This window comes from Staphylococcus sp. HMSC063F05 (genome assembly GCF_001837075.1).
Classification (GTDB): Bacteria; Bacillota; Bacilli; order Staphylococcales; family Staphylococcaceae; genus Staphylococcus; species Staphylococcus epidermidis.
On record NZ_KV831309.1, the window covers coordinates 64722 to 87680 of the forward strand.

The window sequence follows — 22959 nt, forward strand, 5'->3', positions numbered from 1 at the left end:
TCAAAAGAATTAACAACAATTTAATCAAATTCTATTAAATTTTCGATGGATAATCCTTTAAAATTTTTTTTGAAAGCGTATACTAGGAATTGAGAGATGAGAGACAGTATGATCCATACTTATTAAAAATTAAGATTAGGGGAATGAGATTACATTATTTCATTTTAAATCTTATTTTTTAATATAAATATAAAAGATGTTTTGGAGGAATACTTATGTCTAAATTTATTTATCAATCACCAGGAAGATATGTACAAGGGAAAGGTATTGTTAGCTCTATCGCTGAAGAAACAGAACGTCTTGGTAGTCACGCGTTGATTATTGCAGATGAAGTGGTTTGGAATATCACTGAAGAAAAAATAAAAGAAAGTTTCTCAGCAAATAACAACGTTGATTTTGAATATGAAGTATTTAAAGGAGAATCTTCTGAAGAAGAAATTCAACGTATAGTTAAACAATATAAAGAAAAAAACATTGACGTTGTTATTGGTTTAGGCGGAGGTAAAGCGTTAGATACAGGTAAAGCTGTAGCATTTGAACTTAAAGCAAGCGTCATCGATTTTGCGTCTACAGCATCAATGGATGCACCAACAGCAGCAGTATCTGTTATTTATAACGAAGATGGATCATTTAGTGGTTATGAATTCTACCCTAAAAACCCTGATACAGTTATCGTAGATTCTGAAATTGTTGCACAAGCACCTGTACGTTTATTTGCATCAGGTATGAGTGATGGTTTAGCAACATTAATCGAAGTTGAATCTACACTTCGTAGACAAGGGCAAAACATGTTCCATGGCAAACCTACATTAGCAAGTTTAGCAATCGCTCAAAAATGTGAAGAGGTTATTTTTGAATATGGTTACAGTGCTTATACTTCTGTAGAAAAACATATCGTGACACCACAAGTAGATGCTGTGATTGAAGCCAATACATTACTTTCAGGTTTAGGATTTGAAAACGGCGGATTAGCAGGTGCACACGCAATTCATAATGGATTCACAGCTTTAGAAGGAGATATCCACCACTTAACTCATGGTGAAAAAGTGGCATACGGTATTTTAGTACAATTAGTACTTGAAAATGCGCCAACTGAAAAATTCATGAAATACAAAACATTCTTCGATAATATCAATATGCCAACAACATTAGAAGGTCTTCACATTGAAAACACAAGTTATGAAGAATTAGTTCAAGTAGGTGAACGTGCATTAACACCAAATGATACGTTTGCTAACTTAAGTGATAAAATCACTGCTGATGAAATCGCAGACGCAATTTTAACTGTTAATGATTTATCTAAAAGTCAGTTCAACTAAAAGGAGTCGCTTTGAATGAAAAAGTTAATTCAAGATAAAAACACAATTTTAAAAGATATGCTTGATGGAATTACAGTTTCAAACAACGATGTTGAAGTTGTATCTGACACTATTGTTGTTAGAAAGCATAAAAAACAATCAGGTGTTGCACTCGTTTCTGGGGGCGGCAGTGGACATGAACCTGCACACGCAGGATTTGTAGCAGAAGGCATGCTCGATGCAGCTGTATGTGGAGAAATCTTCACTTCACCTACACCTGATAAAATATTAGATGCCATTAAAGCTGTGGACAATGGTGACGGCGTTCTACTTGTTATTAAAAACTATGCAGGAGACGTTATGAACTTTGAAATGGCTCAAGAAATGGCTCAAATGGAAGATATTAAAGTTGAAAGTGTTATTGTCAGAGATGATATTGCTATTTCTGACCCGGAAAAACGCCGTGGTGTAGCGGGTACAGTATTTGTGCATAAATATGCTGGATACCTAGCTGAAAAAGGTGTTGCACTTGATGAAATCAAATCTAAAGTTGAGGCACTTTTACCAGATATTAAAAGTATTGGTATGGCATTAACGCCTCCAATGGTACCCACAACTGGTAAAAACGGTTTCGATATTGAAGACAATCAAATGGAAATTGGTATCGGTATTCACGGTGAAAAAGGTTTACATCGTGAAGACGTACAACCTATTAACGTGATTGTTGAACGTTTACTCGATCAATTATACAAAGAAATTGAGAAAAAACCTTTAATCGTAATGGTTAACGGTATGGGTGGTACGCCACTATCAGAATTAAATATAGTTACTAAATATCTAGATGAACAATTCAATCAGAATGATATTGATGTTAAACAATGGTTCGTAGGTGACTATATGACAGCGTTAGACATGCAAGGCTTCTCTATAACTGTACTCCCCTTCAGTGAAGAATTGAGTGAAGCTTTAGCTGCACCTACAGCAAGTAAATATTTCTAATTTTAAGATTCAATAAGTAATAAATATATATTAAATTTTGAGGTGACTTAGAGAATGAATGTAGCAGATATCAAAGCACGCTTATTAGATTTAGAAAATACTTTTAAAGAAAAAGAAAGTGAACTGACTGATTTAGACAGAGCTATCGGTGATGGAGATCATGGTGTAAATATGGTCAGAGGTTTCGAACACTTAAAAGAAAAAATAGATGATCAAAGTATGCAAGCGCTATTTAAATCAACAGGTATGACATTAATGTCTAACGTAGGTGGTGCTTCTGGACCATTATACGGATTTGGTTTTATCAAAATGGCGAGTGCAGTGAATGATGAAATTGATCATGATAATCTTAAAGAGGTACTTAAAGCGTTTGCTGATGGCATTCAACAACGTGGTAAAGTCGAATTAAATGAAAAAACGATGTATGATGTTATCGAACGTGCGAGAGAAGCTGTTGAAAAAAATGAAACAGTAGATCTAGATAAACTACAATCATTTGCTAATGAAACCAAAAATATGGTAGCTACTAAAGGCCGTGCATCATATTTTAACGAAGCTTCAAAAGGTTATATTGATCCTGGTGCACAAAGTAGTGTTTATATTCTTAATGCAATTATAGGAGGAGAGTAAGTCATGACATCTATAGTAGTAGTAAGTCATAGTCATAAAATCGCAGAAGGTGTTAAACAATTAATCAATCAAATGACTGACGGTGGTGTTGACCTTATTGCCGTTGGTGGCTTAAGTGACGATGAAATCGGTACATCATTTGATCAAATCGTCTCTGTAATTAATGGACTTGAAAATGATGCGCTTTGTTTCTATGACATCGGTTCAGCAGGTATGAATTTAGACACAGCTTTAGAAATGTACGAAGGTGACCACAAAATTGTTAAAATGGAAGCGCCAATCGTTGAAGGAAGCTTTATTGCAAGTGTAGGAATTAAATCAAATATGAGTATGGATAGTGTTATCTCTGAAGTAAGAGCTAAATATCCTGAAGAATAATATGTAAAGATAGAGCATAAATATTGAAATTGTCGCTAGGAGTACCATAGCTAGTTAGTTATGGTGCTCCTAGTTTTTAATGTTAGTATACATACTAAAAGTAAGATGTAGCGTTAACGAAGATATTGTAAATATATTTCTGGTTAAATAGCTAAAAGATTTGTAAAAATTATAAAATCGAAAAAGATAAATAATCTCAAAACATAAAGGAAAATTTGTTTGTATAAGAATTATTAAGGAATATTGCTTTCTGTCTTATAATGTTTCATGTGTTGGTCACATATGACAAAGTTTGATGAAGTTAATATTTTTTATTTTTATAAATTGCGTCGGATTTATCTACAGTAGGATTTAGTGTTGGTTTATATAGTTGGTGATTAGCATATTCGGTTTTAGCAAATGCTTCTAATTTATCTATAAATTGATCTATTTCGATGTCTAGTTTTCTTTTAGAGAAAGTGATGCCATTTTTATCAAAATCCGGTGTATTATATTGATGGTGATAAATCTTATAAGCTACTTTAAGTTTGTTATATTGATTTTCGACTGGTTCATAGCTACCTAATAATTTTTGTATTATTGTATTCGATTGATCGCTATGATGACTCATTAGAGAAATTAAATTTTGAACATGGGTATCAAGAGATTTAAAATCTGTTTCAATATCTTGATAAATTTCCATTGTATTTTCTTTACTAAAGTTAGAAGTTTCGAAATTTAAGTAGTTATTTCTTACTTTTGCAGCTTTATAAGCTGTAACATCTAAAGAACTAACTTGATCGTTATGATAATCTTTTCTTTTATCTTTATCATCTTTTCTAAATTGGAACCAAAGTGCTATAAATGTACCTGCTAAAGTAAAAATGCCTCCGACTATTGCAGCTAAAAATTCACTCAACAATATCACCTCTATTAAATATTTTATAATCATATGATAATACTATATATTGTGTATTGCAAAAAAACTGTGCTTATATTTAAGTGTTAACATATATTTTTTTTATTATACAAACTTGGTATTAATATAATTTGAATGGAAAATGAAGTTATCATATTTTAATAGTATAACCACTTAGAGATTTTAACTTTCAACCCTAAGTGGCTATTTAATAAATTTATACGGTGTTTTAATTAAAAATTATTTGGAATAATTTCAATATTCTCTTTTGTTGAATGGATTTTTGTGCATTCTACCGTGAACGTAGTAATACAGAATAAGTGCTATGATAACAAGCATCCCCATTGCCATATATAATTGACGATAACCAATAAATGGTATGATGATACCTAAAATAAATGGCCCCATACCCGCACCGAAATCCGCAAAGATATAAAATGTTGACGTTGCTAAGCCCATTTTATTTGCAGGTGATTGTTGAATTGCAATTGCTTGAGCAGTAGGTACGATAGTGCCATAACCAAAGCCGATGAATGCAGCTGCAATAAGCAAAATTATGCTTGTATGAGTAAAACCGAGAATAATAAGCCCAAATGTAAAGCTCAGTAAAACTGGATACATTACTTTGTTTTCACCATAATTGTCATAAATTTTACCTGTAAATGGGCGTGTGATAAACGTAACAATCGCAAAGACAATGAAGAAGAAACTTGATGTAGTAACGAGATTGATTTTTTCAGAGTAAATAGATAAAAATGATAAAACACTAGAATAAGCGACACCAATTAAGATGACTACCAAAGAAATAGGTAGTGCTTCTTTTTGCAGGTAAGCGTGCATACCACTTGGTTGATCTTTAGCTTCGAGATTATGATTAAGTACAGGTAGTCTTTTAATAAAAATACTTAATACAAATGCTATAAGAATACTTAATAGACTGATAGCAAAGATAGATTTAAACCCTAAATGGTTATTAAATACTAATCCAATAAAAGGGCCAATAGCAGAAGCAAGTGTTACACTTAATCCATAATAACCAATACCTTCACCTTTTCGATTCTCTGGGATGATTCGAGATGAAATGGTTCCTGTTGCCGTTGATGAGAATCCAAAGGCTATGCCATGAATAAATCGAATCAACATAAGAATCCATAGGCTTGTGATAGTGAAATATAATGCTATCGTAATAATTGAAAAGATGACGCCGTAAAGTAAGACCTTTTTAGGTTGTAAGTGATCTATGATTCTGCCAGAACCTAAACGTCCAGCTAGCATACCAATAATAAATATACCTGCAGCTAATCCACCTATACTTTCAGAGGCATGATATTTATCAATAGTATATTCAGTGATTGTTACGACCAACATGTAATGAATTAAATACATGAATAAGTTAACGAAAGTAATAAATATAAAGTCTTTCGTCCACAAACGGTTATTCGTTGATTGATTCGACATGCTATCCCTCCTCAATATAATGAAATTCTACGTTCTTAATGTTGTCATAACATCTATTATATATATCGGATATACTAATGTATAATTAGAATTGATTAATATAATATAAGTAAAGCTTATATAAAAGGAGAGAATTATGAACTTTGAACAGTTAGCATACGTAAAAAAGCTATATGAATTGGAATCAATGATTCAAGCGAGTGAAAGCATACATATTAGCCAATCTGCAATGAGTCAATCTCTCACAAATTTAGAAAAAGAATTAGGATATAAATTATTTTCGCGTTCTAGAAAAGGAACTACTTTAACAGAAGCAGGAAACCGTTTAATACCGTTTATATTAGAGATACTAGAGTCTAAAGATGCACTATTATCAGAAATAGCTATGATGAAGACAAATATTAAAGGAACACTTAGAGTTGGTACGATTCCAACTCTCTTTCATAAAATACTACCCAAAGCTTTATCTCAATTTAAAGCTAACCACCCTAATGTTGATGTTGAAGTCATTGAAGCTGATAAAGATAGAATAAAAATGTTGGTTAATCATGGTGACATTGATATTGGTCTGATAGGTGTTACAGAACGAGAGGATGAAGATAGTCAAGTATCACAACACTCACTTAATTTAACCTCTCATTTTAGATTGATTGTTCCTAAAAAGTCTAAATTAACTTTCAAAGAATATGTTAATTTGGAAGAAATTCAACAATATCCTTTTGTACTATATGATCGTGAGTTTTACCAACATCACTTGAAGAAATTTGAAGAAACGCACCATCCACTTAAGATTATTTTTAAAACCACTAATCCAATTGTTCTTATGCGAACAGTTGCTGAAGGTTTAGGTGTAGGTATCGTTTCAGCGTTAATGCTTGAAAATGAACCATTTTTAGATAACGAACTCATAGAGTCAGTAACCCTAGGTAAACCATTTGATTATGTAGTAAATTTTATAGCGATTGTAAATAAAGAAAAGTCAAAACAACAAATAGTATTAGAATTCATTCACTATTTAAAGAAAAATGAGTAACCGTTTTAAATACGTTAAGATAGACAATAAATGCGCAAGACAATTCAATGAATGTTTATGGAGGGATATAATTTTATGATTCATCTACAGAACATATTACCAGTCATTATATACGCTATTTTGCTTGCTATTCATTACTTTTTATCGCGTACGGGAAATAAAATTTTAGGCCTTATTGTGCCTGTTGGTGTGATTGCAAGTCTTATATATATGTATCAAGCCGATATTATACATATGAAACTGATTGGCGTTATTATTATAGGTATTGTGGCTCTATTATTCTTGGCAGAGGAGTGGCATAGAGCACAAAAGGATAAATAAAGGAAGTTAGTAATCCCTCAAGATGATTATGGCATAACAGTCGTTGAGAAATTTTCAGGCTTTATATCATATAAATAAAGTTGAACATCATAAATAACAACGTGAGGATTAAGTTTAACGAAAAGCGTTTTGTTATTAAATAGTGTTGTGTAAATGATGACGCTAGTAAGTTTGGACTTGAAAAGGCATGTAGATAAATCAACTAGTGATATATGATAAATATCCGAGACATCATCAAATGTCTCGGTATTTTTATGTATTCACATATGAGGATAGAACTAAAATGTGATTATAACAAGATTTAACTCATTCTATTGAAATGTGTAGTTCATCCTATTCGATACGAATTTTATTTTACTTCTGTTAATTTTTAATCATTTTATACAGTTAAGTACTTATATAAGACTTCTAGGATATATTTCACAATGTAGTAATAATTCTTGTTAATGTTCAAGTAAGACTACCATTCATGTTATACCTACCAACTTGTTTCTGTAATAGTCTTCCACACAATCTTAAGTTTGGTGTCTACAACTTCATTTTGAAAGGAGTACCATTCTATGTCTAACATTTCGATGACGACTTCTAAACGTAATGCTATCGTTACGGTAATGCTCATTAGTGCTTTTGTGTCTATGCTCAATCAAACTATTTTAAACACTGCACTACCAGCAATCATCAAAGGACTGAACATCACAGAAACAACAGCACAATGGTTAATTACCGGATTTATGCTTGTTAACGGTATTATGATTCCACTCACTGCTTTTTTAATGGATAAATATTCGACACGCCATTTATATATTTTCTCAATGGCTATTTTTCTTCTAGGATCTATTGTAGCGGCATTTTCACCTACTTTTTCTATTTTAATGATATCTCGGATTATCCAAGCGATTGGTGCCGGCATCCTTTTACCATTGATGCAGTTTACAGTATTTACGTTATTTCCTGCTGAACAACGTGGGTTTGCGATGGGATTAGCAGGTGTGGTTGTACAAAGTGCACCTGCTATTGGTCCAACGTTAACTGGATTATTCGTAGATTTATTTAGTTGGAGAATGCCTTTTTATTTTGTTTCAGCAATTGCTGCGGTAGCTTTTATTTTAGGTTTCTTCTTCGTAGAAAATAATACAAAAACAAAAGACATTGTTCTTGATAAAATTTCTGTAGTTTATTCTACTTTCGGCTTTGGTTTAATATTATTCGGATTTAGTAGCGTGAGTACGTTTGGTATCACCTCTCTACCTGTCATTGTGACATTTGTACTCGGTATAGCCATTATCATAATTTTTACAACGCGTCAGCTTAAATTAAAACATCCATTGTTAAATATGCGTGTGTTTAAAAATAAAGTGTTCACACTTTCAGCTGTTTCTTCAATGCTTGTATATATTACGATGGTAAGTCCTGCGTTACTCATACCTATCTACATTCAAACAGGTTTAGGTCAATCAGCATTACTATCAGGTGTTGTTGTACTTCCAGGCGCGGTCATTAATGGATTAACGATGGTTTATACAGGAAAAATTTTTGATAAGCATGGTATTAAAGTGCTTGTGATACCTGGTTTTATCTTACTCATTAGTATGACATTCTTATATTCATTCCTTACTACAGGAACGCCATATTGGTTTGTTATTCTTGTTTACACTATAAGAATGATTGCGTTAGGATTATTAGTTATGCCTCTTAATACAGTTGGACTGAATGCACTTGAGTCAGATGATGTCTCACATGGTACAGCAATTATGAATTCCTTACGCATCATTGCAGGTGCTATGGGTACAGCGGTTAGTGTGACGATTCTATCAATAGTGGCAAAACAGTATACAGCTTCACACTCGACAATGTCAAAAATGAAACTAACACAAGAAGCAACTGTACATGGTATAGATGTTGCATTTATTTTTACTACAGTATTAATCATTATTGGATTTATTTTAGCGTTATTCATAAAAGAAGAAAAAAATCATTAATTATTCAAAAAAACTGTATAAGAGAGACCGAATTATGGGATGAACCTGGGACACAAATCGATGTTCCAGGTTTTTTATAATGTAAAAACAGTGATGAACTTCTGGGCATTAACAGAGTGTATTTCAATAGACAAAGCAATTTGGCTATCGACTATCAAAGAGTGGCACAATGAAGGCATTATGAATATATGTCTTATACTTCAGCTTTTTAGTAGAAAATCAAATGGACTAATGGTGGTTAAATAAAAAATGAATTCCATCATAATTTCTAAATTCAAGCCTCTCCATCCAGCACTTAAATAAACTGATGAAATATTTTTATTTAAAATGAAATCGATTATCGAGAAATTGAAAGAACTTTTTAATCAATTCATTTAATATGAAACTTGCATTTAAATATAAAAAAGATTATATATAGTATGTGATGCAAAATTGAATTGCGTTTAATTTATATGAGGTTAATCACTTTCTTTAAAGGTTTAAAAAGTATTATATGTTTTAACAGAGAAAGAAGGATGAATGTGAAGCAATTAAGTACAACTTTAAAAGTCCGATTAATATGCGATTTTTTTCAAAATATTATAGTCACGGCATTTTTACCATTTATTGCGTTGTATTTAACAGATATGGTCAATCAACATTTTTCAGGGCTTTTTTTATTTGGGCTTGTAATGATAAATTTTCCAATTTCTTTGATTTCAGGTCATATTATTGAACGTTTACCTAAAAAGACGTTAACACTTAGTTATCAATTTATATTAAGTTTAATGCTCGTAATTATGGCGATTTCAATATCACAACATACTTTTAAGATCATTTTATTTTGTATCGCTTACGCAATATTTAGTATCACAATAGGCATGCAGCAACCTATAATGGACACGATTATTATGGATGCGATTACGCCTGAAGTTGAGCAATATATTTATAAGATAAGTTATTGGCTGACGAATATTGCTGTAGCCTTTGGTGCGCTCATAGGTGGATTGATGTATGGGGCACATAAATCTATGTTGTTTTTCATCGCTTTTGTCATTTACATTATGGTTTTTATAGCACTTATCGTATGGTTGCCTAAAGATTTAAATATTGTTACTCAGTCGCACACACATCATGCTAATGAGAAACAATTCTCCATGGGTCAAATATTAAAAAGTTATAAACCAGCATTTAAAGATACAACATATCTACTTCTAATTATAGGATTTAGTATTTTAACAATGGGTGAGTTATCTGCATCATCGTACATTTCAGTGCGTTTAAAACGAGAGTTTGATCCGATGATATTGTTTTCGTTACATATCAATGGCGTTAAAATGTATTCACTTCTATTAATGACGAATACAATCATTGTTATAATTTTTACCTATTTTATTTCAAAAATTGTTATGAGAATGAATGTTAAAACAGCATTATTGATTGGAATTATTTTTTATGTCATTGGATATTCGAACCTCACTTATCTTAATGATTTTACGTTACTTATCATATTTATGATTATAGCGACGATAGGTGAAATGGTATATTCTCCAATTCTTGAAGAAAATCGTTTTAAAATGGTTCCTTCTCATAAAAGAGGGACATATTCAGCAGTGCATGCTTTAGGATTTAACCTAGCTGAATTACTTGCAAGATTTGGAATTATATTAGGAGTGTTTTTAACTTCAATGGAGATGGGGATCTATATGTTTGTTTTATTATTGCTAGGTGGCATGTCACTTTACATTGCAGTGAGTCGTTTTAATAATACAAATTCACAATAATTTTTTAAATTAGAAATGTACAATTCATACCAAATTGCTCGTAATTTTAATAAAACTATATTTATTAAGATTTTGTTAATTTTTATTTTCCTAATTGTTTTCTATAGTGAGAATATACTAATATAAATCATGGCTAGAAAATATGATGTAAGTTGTTTATGAGTTATTATGGGAATGAATATGAAAGAAGGACTCTAATGAATATTGAAGCACTATATTTTCAAAAATATTTTTATTTTAAACATTTAAATCAATCAAGTTCAGAACACAGGGTGACATACTGGGTAAAGTTAAGTCGCGACATTGAGTTACATAGATTAATGTATGCATTAGTAGATGTCGTTCAAAATCAACCTGTGTTGCGTACACAGTTTGTGACAGATGATTTTAATCAACTCAAGATAAATTTAAGAGATTTTTTTCCATTTATTGAAATTAAAGAAGTTAATGAAATGTCGCAAAGCATAGATTTAGAAGCATTCTTTACACGTAATTTAAATTCCTACCATTTCAATCAATTACCTCTGTTTAATTTTAAGATATATCAATTTCTAGATGACGCCTACTTACTTTTAGATTTCCATGCTACTATTTTTAATGAAAGTCAATTAACTCCATTTTTACAACAATTAAATATCGCCTATACCCACTCTTTAAAAAGTGAATATAGTATCTCGGATTTTTATAATTGGATTAAAGAAATGAATCAAAAGATGGATCAAAATCAAGTTGTGTGTCCATCAAAGCACTTCAACGTATTGAATGCAGACGGTGATAATTACGCTTACATACCTGTTAAGAATACATGTGAAAAGAAAAAAATGTGTTCTTTGCATGCAGAACTACCATCTTTAGACATTGATGTGTGGATTGTAAGTATTTACTTAGCGCATCATTTTATAAGTCAATCTTCTGATGTGACGTTAGGCATCCATTTTTCGATAGATAATAAAAATACTGAGAATATGATGGTTTTAAACACAGACATTGCCCCACTTAATTTAAGTATTAGTCAAAGTGACGTCGTAAAAGATATGGTAGATGAGTGTTCCGCGCTACTTGAAGAGCTTCAAATGTGTGGTGCGTCTTTTGTTGTTCAACCTAAAGCAGTACAAACAGATGTAGAAACGATGATTCATATTGAAAAAGTACAAGAACAATTTGAGCTTAATCATATATGTCATCATATACATCGTCTATACAATGAAGCATCATCATTCGCGGATTTAGAGTTTTATCCTCATGTGCAGGATGGTTTTGATATAGTTTATAATGACAACGTTTATGATGATTTAACTGTACATACGTTAGTCAAATTAATTAATGGGATTTATATGCAAATTACACAAAATCCATCATTATTAATTAAAGATATAAAACTCAGTGATCGCTCAGATTTAGCTAAATATAATGACATCAATAATCAAAACAATGACATTAATTATAGTGAGGTCACTTATAAAACCGTGGTTGAAAGATTCGAACGTCAAGTGCACCAACATCCCGATAGTATTGCGTTGCAATATGAACAACGATCGATGACATATCATCAATTAAATCAATGTGCGAATCTTTTAGCATATAGATTGCGTTTAAATCATCAGATTGAACCTAATGATATGGTGGCATTAATAGCAGAACGCAGCTTAGAAATGATTATTGGAATGTTAGGGATCTTGAAAGCTGGTGCAGGCTACATACCAATTGATCCGGATTATCCTGAAGAAAGAATGAATTATATTATTGAGGACGCAAAACCTAAAGCGGTTGTAACATATCGTACATCATTTCAATCAGGTTTACCTCAAATGGATATAGAATTGATAGTTGATTCAAGAGAACATGATATTGATAACCCGAGAGGCATTAATTGTTCAGAAGATATCGCTTATGTCATCTATACATCAGGAACGACTGGTAAACCTAAAGGGACACTGGTGCCACATAGAGGAATTGATCGCTTAGTACACAATCCAAATTATGTCGAATTGAACGAAAATACAACCGTCTTATTATCAGGAACAGTAGCTTTTGATGCAGCAACCTTTGAAATATATGGTCCATTATTGAATGGTGGACGGTTAGTCATTACATCTAAAGATACGTTGTTAAATCCTCAATTGTTAGATCAAGCTATTACTGAAAATAAAGTCAACACGATGTGGTTAACGTCATCTTTATTTAATCAAATTGCTAGCGAACGTATCGAAGCACTAGAATCTTTAACTTATTTGCTTATTGGTGGGGAAGTGTTAAATGCTAAATGGGTTCACTTATTAAATTCGCGTGAGTGTCATCCTCAAATAATCAATGGTTATGGACCGACAGAGAATACAACATTTACTACAACTTTTGCGATTCCACAAGAGATGCCTTCACGTATACCTATTGGTTTACCTATTAGTGGAACGACAGTTTATGTCATGCAAGGTAATCGTATTTGTGGCGTAGGTGTTCCAGGTGAATTGTGCATTGGTGGTGCAGGTTTAGCAAAAGGTTATTTAAATCAACCTAAACTTACTGCTGAACGTTTTATTCAGTCACCTTTTAACAATGAAATGCTTTATCGAAGCGGTGATTTAGTTCGTCTTCAAGAAGATGGCTATATTGATTATATTAGTCGTATCGATAAGCAAGTTAAAATACGCGGTTTTAGAATAGAATTATCAGAAATTGAAAAAGCATTAGAAGCTATACGTGATATTAATAAAGCTGTAGTCATCGTTCGAGAGCAAGACCAAGATAAACAAATAGTGGCATATTATGAAGCATCGCAATTAAAATCAACAGGTCAATTAAAAGATATTTTAAGTGAAACATTACCTGAATATATGGTACCTGTGCATTTTATGAAGGTGGATCGTATACCTATCACGATGAATGGGAAATTAGATGTGCGTTCATTACCTGAAATTAATCTAAAGAATAATAGAAATTATGTAGAACCACGTAATGATATTGAACGTACCGTTTGCCGTATTTTCGAAGAGATTTTACATGTTGATCAGGTAGGTGTTAAAGATAATTTCTTTGAACTAGGTGGACACTCTCTTAGAGCAACATTAGTTGTAAACCGTATCGAAGAAAGGTTAAAAAAACGTCTTAAAGTAGGTGATTTAATGAAATCGCCTACTGTAGAGCAACTTGGACAACAAATTGAAGAACTGCAAAATGATGTCTATGAAGTGATTCCCAAAGCAAATGAATCGTATCAATATGATTTAAGTGCGTCTCAAAAAAGTATGTATCTTTTATGGAAGGTCAATCCTAAAGACACAGTGTATAACATTCCATTCTTATGGAGATTATCTTCTGAACTTAATGTTATGCAATTGCAACGTGCATTATCTAAGTTGATTGAACGTCATGAAATATTACGAACACAATATGTAATTGATGACAATGAAGTTAAACAACGTATTGCGACACATGTTTCACCTGATTTTGAAGAGGTAACGACATCTCTAACGAATGAGCAAGATATTATTCAATCATTTATGGAACCGTTTGATTTAGAACAACCAAGTCAGATGCGAGTTAAATATATACATGGACCACAACAAGATTATTTATTTATGGATACTCATCATAGTATTAATGATGGTATGAGTAACACGATTTTACTATCTGATTTGAACGCTTTATACCAAGATAAATCATTACCTGAACTTAAGCTTCAGTATAAAGATTATAGTGAGTGGATGGTGCACAGAGACTTATCTAAACAACGTCACTTTTGGTTACAACAATTTGAAAATCAGGTTCCAATATTAAATATGCCTACGGATTATCCTAGACCAAGTATTAAAACAACCAACGGTAATATGTTGACATTTCATTACAATCGTCAAATCAAACAGCAATTGAAATCTTATGTAGAACAACATCAAGTGACAGACTTTATGTTCTTTGCTAGTGCAATCATGGTATTATTGCACAAATATACACGTCAGGACGATATCGCTATTGGTAGTGTAATCAGTGCGCGTACCCATCGCGATACTGAAAATATGTTAGGTATGTTTGCTAATACACTTGTATATCGTGGTCGACCTCATGATCAAAAGACATGGGATCAATTGATGGCTGAGATGAAAGAAATGTGTCTAGGGGCATATGAACATCAAGAATATCCTTTTGAAAGCTTAGTCAATGATCTTGTTGATGAAAGAGATGCTTCACATAATCCGTTATTTGATGTGATGCTCGTACTTCAAAATAATGAAACAAATCATGCGAATTTTGGACATAGTCAATTGACACATATTCCACCTCAGTCAACAACAGCTAAATTTGATTTGTCATTTATTATTGAAGAAGATCAAGATGACTATGTCATCAATATTGAATATAATACAGATTTATATAAACAAGAGACCATTCATCATATTGCTGAACAACTTCAAATGATTATTAAACATGTAATATCTACCGAAAACCTAAAAATTCAAGATATTGATGAAAATGATGACTTATTAATTTGGTTGGACAAGCATGTGAATGATTGTTCTTTAGACTTGCCAAAAAATAAGTCAATACAGCAACTTTTACATGATGTCATGAAAGCGAAAGCAGATGATGTAGCACTTAAAATGAATGGACAATCGATGACGTATCAAGAACTTGATGATTATTCTAATAGTATGGCTCAAACATTGATACAAAATGGAATTCAAAAAGGGGAACGTGTAGCCCTTTTAACTGAACGAAGTTTTGAAATGGTTGCTAGTATGATTGCTGTATTAAAAGTTGGAGGTTCTTATGTACCTATTGACGTCACTTATCCCAATAAACGCATTGAATTTATTATTGAAGACGCTGAAGTCGCAGCAGTGCTCACATATGGAAAAACAATATCCTCACATATACCAGTAATTAAAATTGAAGATATTGATAACACTGAAAATAATAAAAGGTTAAATATAGAATATGCAGGGAATTTGGAAGATGATATGTATCATATTTATACATCTGGAACAACAGGAAAGCCTAAAGCAGTATCAGTGAAACAACGTAATATATTAAATTTAGTATGTGCTTGGACAAAAAGACTCAATTTATCCGATGATGAAGTTTATCTGCAGTACGCTAATTATGTGTTCGATGCTTCAGCAACTGATTTCTACTGTAGTTTATTAAATGGATATCCGCTTGTCATTGCAACATCAGTTGAGCGGACCAATACAGATTTATTAGAAAAGTTAATTTCACAAGAAAATATCACCATCGCATCTATTCCACTACAGGTATATAATGTGATGCATCATTTCTATATTCCTAAAGTGATTACAGGAGGTGCGACAAGTACTCCAGCATTTGTTCAACATATTTCTAAGCATTGTGATATGTACGTTAATGCCTATGGGCCTTCTGAAAATACAGTTATCACATCTTGTTGGATATACGAAAAAGGTGACGCCATACCATCGACTATTCCGATTGGGAAACCGTTAGCTAATGTTGATATTTTTATTATGTCAGGCGGTAAACTATGTGGCGTTGGTATTCCAGGTGAATTATGTATTGCAGGAGAAAGTTTAACTTCAGGATATTTAAACAGACCCGAACTTTCTGCTGAAAAATTTATAAATAATCCTTTTGGGCCAGGACAACTTTATCGAAGTGGTGATTTAGCACGATTGATGCCAGATGGGCAAATAGAATTTCTTGGTAGAATAGACAAGCAAGTTAAAGTACATGGCTATCGCATTGAACTAGGTGAAATTGAAAATATCATTAATTCAGTAGATACTGTTACAGATAGCGTTGTTATTTTAGCTAAACAGGGTGAGCGTGAAGTGCTGCATGCTTATTATGTTGGAAGTCAAGAAGACGAAAATCATATTTCACAACATTTAAATCAATATTTGCCTAAATACATGATTCCTAAGACATTAACAGCTATTAGCGAAATTCCATTAACAGGAAATGATAAGGTGGATGAGTCAAGATTACCTGTACCTAATGTACACAAAAATAAATTTGTTGCACCACGTAATAATATCGAACGAGAAATAGCACAAATCGTTAGCGGAGTGTTGGACGTATCGTCTATGAGTATAGATGATGACTTCTTTGAAATGGGTGGTACATCACTAGATGCTATGGTGGTAGTATCAAAACTAAAATCAAATGGCATACACATTACAATGCAAGATGTATATCAATTTAAAACTGTTCGTTATATAGCTAATCACACAGAAAAACGCCAAGCACTACCAGAAGTAGTATTACCAGATCATCTACCACAATTACAATCTTTGGTTGAAAGACGATACCAACTAAAATCACAACACCTAACGCAATCATCTCTAGGTCATGTATTGCTAACTGGTGCAACAGGGTTCCTAGGCGCATATTTAATTGATGAAATGCAAGATGATGCTGATCAAATTACATGTATTGTCAGAGGTCATGATATCAATCAAGCTAAAACTAACTTGGAAAATAATTTAAATTGTTATTTTGATACGGCTCATGTGGATAAATTAATGAAGCACATTGATATTATTTTAGCGGATTTATCAGAACTTGACCATCTCATTATCGATTCAGCCATTGATACAATTATTCATGCTGGAGCTCGTACAGATCACTTTGGCGATGATGAAACATTTTTCGATGTCAATGTAAGAAGTACACAAGCATTAATTGATTTAGCTAAGGATAAAAAAGCGAAATTAATCTATATATCAACGATAAGTGTGGGTACGGTATTTGAAGTACATCAAGACGATATTACATTTTCTGAAAAAGATTTATATAAAGGCCAGTTATTTACATCACCATACACTAAAAGTAAGTTTTATAGCGAGATTAAAGTGTTAGAAGCGGTTAATGAAGGTTTAGCAGCTCAGATTATAAGATTAGGAAATCTGACAAGTGCTTCTACTGGACCATTAAATATGAAAAATTTAACAACTAATCGTTTTAGTATTGTCATGCATGATTTATTAAAAATGCCGTTTATAGGAGAAAGTATATCGAAAGCTAAAGTTGAATTTTCATTTATCGATGTCACAGCGCGCCATATTATTAAATTGGCAAGATCCAATGCAATACCTATTATTTATCATGTATACGCACCATGTTCAATAACTATGAAACAAGTAATTGACAATGCCAAAGGGTCAGAAATGACTGTAGTAAGTGATAGTGAGTTTGAACAGAAATTACATGAATTAGGTATGCATGAATTGATTGGTCTTAATAGTAATGGAGATAATCAAATTTCAGGTGTGACAGATTCAAATATGACTCAAACAGTAATGAAAGAATTACAAGGTGAGTGGCCACATCTTTCTTACCAATGGTTGCAGCAGTGGTACCATTTATTGTTTGAAAAATTTGATGCCAACTAGAGGTGAATCATGTATTTGTATGTGACTAAGATGACAGAAACTTTAGAGGAAGTAGAATTGCTTTTGAATAGAAGTTCTCGTCAGTTGAAAAAGCCAGAACGAATACACTATAGATTTTTAAAGGATCGACTTATGCACCAATTAGGTGATGCATTGATTCAGTATGCTATTGAACAATGTGCTGGATTAACTCCTAAAGAATGGGAGTATCACATCACAACTATGGGTAAAGTAGAGATACGAAGTTCTTGTCATATATACGTGAGTATTTCGTATAGTTATCCTTATATCGTTTGTATAATAGATAATCAGCCTATTGGTATTGATATCGAAGAAATGAAAGACTTGGATTATAAATATTTGGCGAAGAATTTTACAACAAATGAATTTAACCAAGTGACTACACTTAAAGATTTTTATGAAATTTGGACTAAGAAAGAAAGTTATACAAAACTCATCGGTGAGGGATTGATGAATGGTTTAGACTGCTATGATGTGACGCAAAATTTGAGATTTTTAAAAAAACATGTCCAATTTACCTCAGTAGATTATTTTAAAAGACTCATTCAAATATGTCATATGAGTAAACATAGTTTGAACTTTGAAGTGGTGCCGCTCACACAATTATTATAATGGTGTAAATTTACAAAAGACGCTTAAGCGATATGAAAATCGTTTGAGTGTCTTTTTAAACTTTAAAGGTTGTACGATTGACTAATTGATATCGAGATGGTGCATATGTGTGTATTTAAAAGTTTAAATTTAAGTACATATTTTATTGTTATTTATATAGTTGTAAAAAGAAATTAATAATAGGTTAATATTCATTGTGTAAAATTGGTGTTGTTCTCATAAATTGTTAAATCATTCAACTAAAAGAGAGGAGTTTATTGATGAAAGCTTGGATTCAAAGAATTTTAGAAATTATCCCACGCGAAATTATTAATCTTTTCATTTAAGTCACAGTTATAAATGATATAAAAAAGATAGAGGTGCTTTAAACATGAAAAATAAAAAGAATTCATATAGCATTCGAAAGTTAAGTGTAGGTGCGTCTTCAATCATTGTTGCATCGATGTTATTTATTGGCGGAGGCTCAGTACATGCTGCTGAATCCAATCACCTTGAAAATCAAGAACAATCAGAAGTAAGTGCATCACATTCTATTGAGATGCAACACAAAAATCAAGAAACTCAACAAACTGAGAATAAAGATAATAAAACTAACCATTCAGAAACAATTGATAAGACTCCAACTATACATAACAATGGCTACTCATATCATGAGACACCTAGTACTGACGTTAAATCTAATGAAGACAAACAAATTGATAGTCAATCCAATCAACCTCAGACATCTATGCCAAATAATGATCAACAAAACCCTAAAAAAGTAGCGGAACATACAACGAAAAGTATAAATGCAAAAAAAGAAGAAACTAGAAAGAATGAAAATGCAAAGAGCCTAGTACAACCCCAACAAGATGATAAAACAACATCTGAACAAACAAAAATGAAAGAATCACGTGAACAGGAGATTACAAACGAGCAAAAGCAGTTACAAAGTAAAGATGTAAAAAATGCTCAACAAGAAAATCAAAATATAGACCAAGAAAAATCTCAAGAAAAAATTAAAGTCCAACAATCGAACATCGAAAAGGCTCAAAAATCTTCAAGAATAGATGGAAAATTAGATAATCAATACAATAAAGATGCAACGCAATCGGATGAGGGGACTGCATCTGAGAACGTTTCAGAACAGCATATAACAGCAAAAGATGGAGGTGTTACACGAAATAATCGTGGAGATAAACATTTAAATCAAGAAAAGCCAACAACATCATCAGATAAAGAACTTAAAGTGGATGACATAGACAAAGATCTTTCCACAAAAGAATCTCCTGAAAATGAAAAAGATGATTCTAGAAAAGGGATTAAAGCACTCACTAAAAACTCTCAGGCAACAACAAGAAATACTGCGACAACAGAGGCATCCAAAGAATTGAAGGATCAAACAAATAAAGTAGCATCACAAAAAGAATATAAAAATCATGATCCTATTATTCTTGTACACGGCTTTAATGGTTATGCATCAGGAACTGGTCCCGTTACAGGAAAAGGTAACTATTGGGGTGGTAACCGTCTCAAAATTATTCAAGATTATAGAGCTAAAGGTTATAACGTGATGGAAGCAAGTGTAAGTGCATTTGGCAGTAATTATGATAGAGCTGTAGAATTGTACTATTACATTAAAGGTGGACGTGTAGACTATGGTGCGGCACATGCGGCAAAATATGGACACGAGCGTTACGGAAAAACATACGCCGGCGCTTATAAGGATTGGAAGCCTGGTCAAAAAATTCATCTCATTGGGCATAGTATGGGTGGTCAAACAATTCGTTATCTTGAAGAGTTATTACGACATGGTAGTCCAGAAGAGGTAGAATACCAGAAACAACATGGTGGTGACATTTCTCCGTTATATAAAGGTGGACAAGATAATATGATATCGTCTATTACTACTATTGCCACACCACATAATGGCACCCATGCTGCAGATTTATTAGGTAATGAAGAAATTATTAGACAAGTAGCATATGACTATGCAAGGTCAAAAGGTAATAAATTATCTCATGTTGATGTTGGTTTAAGTCAATGGGGACTTAAACAAAGAGAAGACGAAACATTAGCTCAATATATTCAACGTGTGAAACAAAGTAAATTATGGACAACAAAAGATAATGGATTTTATGATTTAACTACTGAGGGTACAGATATCTTAAATCAAAAAACATCCTTAAACCCCAATATTGTTTACAAAACATATCAGGGTGAATCTACAAGACCAGGTCCAAATGGTACTCAAAAAGCAGATGTCAATATGAACATAGGCTATACATTAACTGCAAATACGATTGGTAAAGTAAAAGACAAAGCGTGGAGAGAAAACGATGGACTAGTGTCTGTCATCTCTGGGCAATATCCATTGAACCAAGCGCATACGTCTGCGACAGATCAAGTTCAAAAAGGAGTATGGCAAGTGACACCAGTTAAACATAATTGGGACCATGGTGACTTCGTTGGTACAGATACATCAGAAGTTCGTATCTCTAAAGAAGAATTAGAAGATTTCTGGGACAACATGTTTGAAGATATGGTACGTAATGAAAAAGTGACAGATAAACAATAATTAAATAAAGAAAAATCAAAGGCACCTTATCCGGTCGATAGAAATTGTGAGCGGATAGGGTGTTTTATATATGTATTACTAGAATCAATGATTATATTTAAATTGCTATGATTAGTGAAGTCATTGATATAGATAATTTAAGCAATATGATGATATTTATTAATACTTGATTTGAATATCAAATCAAGTATTAATAAGTAAATGTTAATAAAATTATGTTGAAACGCTTTCATAAAGGCATTATAATTAGTCTAGCTATAGAAAAAGGAATGATACGAATGAAAGCAAATAAGTATTTAATCTTTATTTTGGGAGCACTTGGTGGCTTATTATATGGTTATGATAATGGTGTGATTTCCGGTGCTTTATTATTTATACATAAAGACATACCTCTCAATAGTACAACTGAGGGTATCGTTGTGTCTTCAATGTTAATTGGCGCAATAGTCGGTGCGGGAAGCAGTGGGCCACTTGCTGATAAATTAGGTCGTCGACGTCTAGTAATGCTCATCGCTATTGTATTTATTATTGGGGCACTGATTCTTGCTGCATCAACCAATTTAGCATTATTAATTATTGGACGTTTAATTATTGGTTTAGCAGTGGGTGGTTCGATGTCTACGGTACCTGTTTATTTAAGTGAAATGGCACCGACAGAATATCGTGGCTCACTAGGTTCACTTAATCAACTAATGATTACAATTGGTATTTTAGCAGCATATTTAGTCAACTATGCATTTGCGGATATTGAGGGTTGGCGTTGGATGCTAGGATTAGCAGTTGTTCCATCGGTTATTTTACTTGTGGGTATTTATTTTATGCCTGAGAGTCCAAGATGGTTACTTGAAAATAGAAACGAAGAAGCCGCTCGTCAAGTGATGAAGATTACTTATGACGATAGCGAAATTGATAAAGAACTTAAAGAGATGAAAGAAATTAACGCTATCTCTGAATCTACATGGACAGTCATTAAATCACCATGGTTAGGTAGAATATTAATTGTAGGTTGTATATTTGCTATTTTCCAGCAATTTATTGGTATCAATGCAGTCATTTTCTATTCATCTTCAATCTTTGCTAAGGCTGGACTGGGTGAAGCGGCGTCTATATTAGGTTCAGTTGGTATAGGAACTATTAATGTTCTTGTAACAATAGTTGCCATTTTTGTAGTAGATAAGATTGATCGTAAAAAACTACTTGTTGGTGGTAATATTGGTATGATTGCCTCATTATTAATTATGGCAATCTTAATTTGGACAATTGGAATTGCTTCATCAGCGTGGATTATTATTGTTTGTTTATCATTATTTATTGTATTCTTTGGGATTTCTTGGGGACCTGTTCTATGGGTTATGCTACCTGAATTATTCCCGATGCGCGCACGTGGCGCTGCTACGGGCATTTCAGCGCTTGTGCTAAATATCGGAACGCTTATCGTGTCATTGTTCTTCCCAATATTAAGTGATGCATTAAGTACAGAATGGGTATTTTTAATCTTTGCATTCATAGGTGTTTTAGCGATGATTTTCGTAATTAAATTCTTACCAGAAACACGCGGACGTAGTTTAGAAGAAATAGAATATGAATTACGTGAACGTACAGGAGCAAGAACTGAATAATTACAATGTGAAGTACTTCAAATTTTCAATGT

Annotated in this window: 15 protein-coding genes; 13 read left to right on the plus strand and 2 right to left on the minus strand. The window is 32.6% G+C overall.

The window, feature by feature from the left end:
- Positions 1-215 precede the first annotated feature (215 nt).
- Genes HMPREF2576_RS01280 through dhaM form a run of 4 tightly spaced genes read left to right on the plus strand, consistent with a single transcriptional unit; the run spans position 216 to position 3305 of the window.
- Positions 216-1319, plus strand: a complete 1104-nt coding sequence (locus tag HMPREF2576_RS01280) for a glycerol dehydrogenase (RefSeq protein WP_001830573.1) — start codon at positions 216-218, stop codon at positions 1317-1319.
- A 15-nt stretch (positions 1320-1334) separates the two neighbouring features.
- Positions 1335-2297, plus strand: a complete 963-nt coding sequence (gene dhaK, locus HMPREF2576_RS01285) for a dihydroxyacetone kinase subunit DhaK (RefSeq protein ID WP_002467644.1) — start codon at positions 1335-1337, stop codon at positions 2295-2297.
- Between the two features lie 54 nt (positions 2298-2351).
- Positions 2352-2927: a dihydroxyacetone kinase subunit DhaL gene (gene dhaL, locus HMPREF2576_RS01290; protein ID WP_002485981.1), complete on the plus strand. Its 576-nt coding sequence runs from the start codon at positions 2352-2354 to the stop codon at positions 2925-2927.
- A gap of 3 nt (positions 2928-2930) precedes the next feature.
- A complete protein-coding gene (dhaM, locus tag HMPREF2576_RS01295; RefSeq protein WP_001830585.1) occupies positions 2931-3305 on the plus strand; it encodes a dihydroxyacetone kinase phosphoryl donor subunit DhaM in 375 nt (124 codons plus the stop codon).
- Positions 3306-3606: 301 nt separating this feature from the next.
- On the opposite strand, the gene HMPREF2576_RS01300 is transcribed toward dhaM, so the two are convergent.
- Positions 3607-4203, minus strand: a complete 597-nt coding sequence (locus HMPREF2576_RS01300) for a hypothetical protein (protein ID WP_002473413.1) — start codon at positions 4201-4203, stop codon at positions 3607-3609.
- A gap of 255 nt (positions 4204-4458) precedes the next feature.
- The gene (locus HMPREF2576_RS01305) at positions 4459-5661 is read right to left on the minus strand and encodes an MFS transporter (protein ID WP_002485991.1); all 1203 of its coding nucleotides are present in this window, start codon (positions 5659-5661) and stop codon (positions 4459-4461) included.
- A 136-nt stretch (positions 5662-5797) separates the two neighbouring features.
- On the opposite strand from HMPREF2576_RS01305, the gene HMPREF2576_RS01310 reads away from it, so the two are divergent.
- From HMPREF2576_RS01310 to HMPREF2576_RS01350, 9 genes are all read left to right on the plus strand, one after another.
- The gene (locus HMPREF2576_RS01310) at positions 5798-6694 is read left to right on the plus strand and encodes a LysR family transcriptional regulator (RefSeq protein ID WP_002477288.1); all 897 of its coding nucleotides are present in this window, start codon (positions 5798-5800) and stop codon (positions 6692-6694) included.
- 75 nt (positions 6695-6769) lie between these two features.
- On the plus strand, positions 6770-7015 hold the full coding sequence (locus HMPREF2576_RS01315; RefSeq protein WP_002485987.1) for a hypothetical protein: 246 nt from the start codon (positions 6770-6772) through the stop codon (positions 7013-7015).
- Between the two features lie 560 nt (positions 7016-7575).
- Positions 7576-8994: an MDR family MFS transporter gene (locus HMPREF2576_RS01320; RefSeq protein WP_070856362.1), complete on the plus strand. Its 1419-nt coding sequence runs from the start codon at positions 7576-7578 to the stop codon at positions 8992-8994.
- Positions 8995-9033: 39 nt separating this feature from the next.
- The gene (locus tag HMPREF2576_RS01325; RefSeq protein WP_002456765.1) at positions 9034-9240 is read left to right on the plus strand and encodes a hypothetical protein; all 207 of its coding nucleotides are present in this window, start codon (positions 9034-9036) and stop codon (positions 9238-9240) included.
- 275 nt (positions 9241-9515) lie between these two features.
- Positions 9516-10757, plus strand: coding sequence for an MFS transporter (locus HMPREF2576_RS01330; protein WP_002500324.1), 1242 nt, complete (start codon positions 9516-9518; stop codon positions 10755-10757).
- Positions 10758-10954: 197 nt separating this feature from the next.
- On the plus strand, positions 10955-18118 hold the full coding sequence (gene ausA / locus HMPREF2576_RS01335; protein ID WP_002500323.1) for an aureusimine non-ribosomal peptide synthetase AusA: 7164 nt from the start codon (positions 10955-10957) through the stop codon (positions 18116-18118).
- Between the two features lie 9 nt (positions 18119-18127).
- Positions 18128-18751 (plus strand): aureusimine biosynthesis 4'-phosphopantetheinyl transferase AusB, encoded by a 624-nt coding sequence (gene ausB / locus HMPREF2576_RS01340; protein ID WP_021298965.1) that lies wholly within the window; start codon positions 18128-18130, stop codon positions 18749-18751.
- A 370-nt stretch (positions 18752-19121) separates the two neighbouring features.
- Positions 19122-21308, plus strand: a complete 2187-nt coding sequence (gene lip / locus HMPREF2576_RS01345) for a YSIRK-targeted triacylglycerol lipase (RefSeq protein WP_001832578.1) — start codon at positions 19122-19124, stop codon at positions 21306-21308.
- 278 nt (positions 21309-21586) lie between these two features.
- The gene (locus HMPREF2576_RS01350; protein ID WP_001830529.1) at positions 21587-22927 is read left to right on the plus strand and encodes a glucose transporter GlcP; all 1341 of its coding nucleotides are present in this window, start codon (positions 21587-21589) and stop codon (positions 22925-22927) included.
- The last annotated feature ends 32 nt before the right edge of the window (positions 22928-22959 follow it).